The sequence below is a fragment of the Neisseria sp. P0008.S010 genome, assembly GCF_051962715.1.
Classification (GTDB): domain Bacteria; phylum Pseudomonadota; class Gammaproteobacteria; order Burkholderiales; family Neisseriaceae; genus Neisseria; species Neisseria elongata.
Genome location: NZ_JBQCVA010000302.1, coordinates 1 through 269, shown reverse-complemented (window position 1 = coordinate 269; position 269 = coordinate 1). Strand labels below are relative to the sequence as shown.

At 62.8% G+C, this 269-nt stretch carries 1 protein-coding gene; it reads right to left on the bottom strand.

The features are described from left to right. Positions 1-18: 18 nt before the first annotated feature. The coding region (locus tag ACTHSL_RS13690; RefSeq protein ID WP_440381726.1) for an ATP-binding cassette domain-containing protein at positions 19-269 on the bottom strand (251 nt) is incomplete at its 5' end.

Below are 269 nucleotides of genomic sequence, written 5' to 3'. Positions count from 1 at the left end.
GCGCAAGGTCGTGTGCGATCAGCAGGTAGGCCATACCCAGGGCTCACGGCGCTCGTACAGAAGGTTGATGATCTGATTCTGGGTGGACACATCCAGCGCACTGACCGGTTCGTCGAGCACGATCAGCTTGGGCTGAAGCGCCAGCGCCGATGCGATCGCGATTCGTTGCCGCTGGCCACCGGAGAACTGATAGGGATGTCGCTGCAGATGCTCTTCCGAAAGCGAAACCCGCCGCAGCAGCTCGATGGCGGTCGCCCGCCGCTCATCCC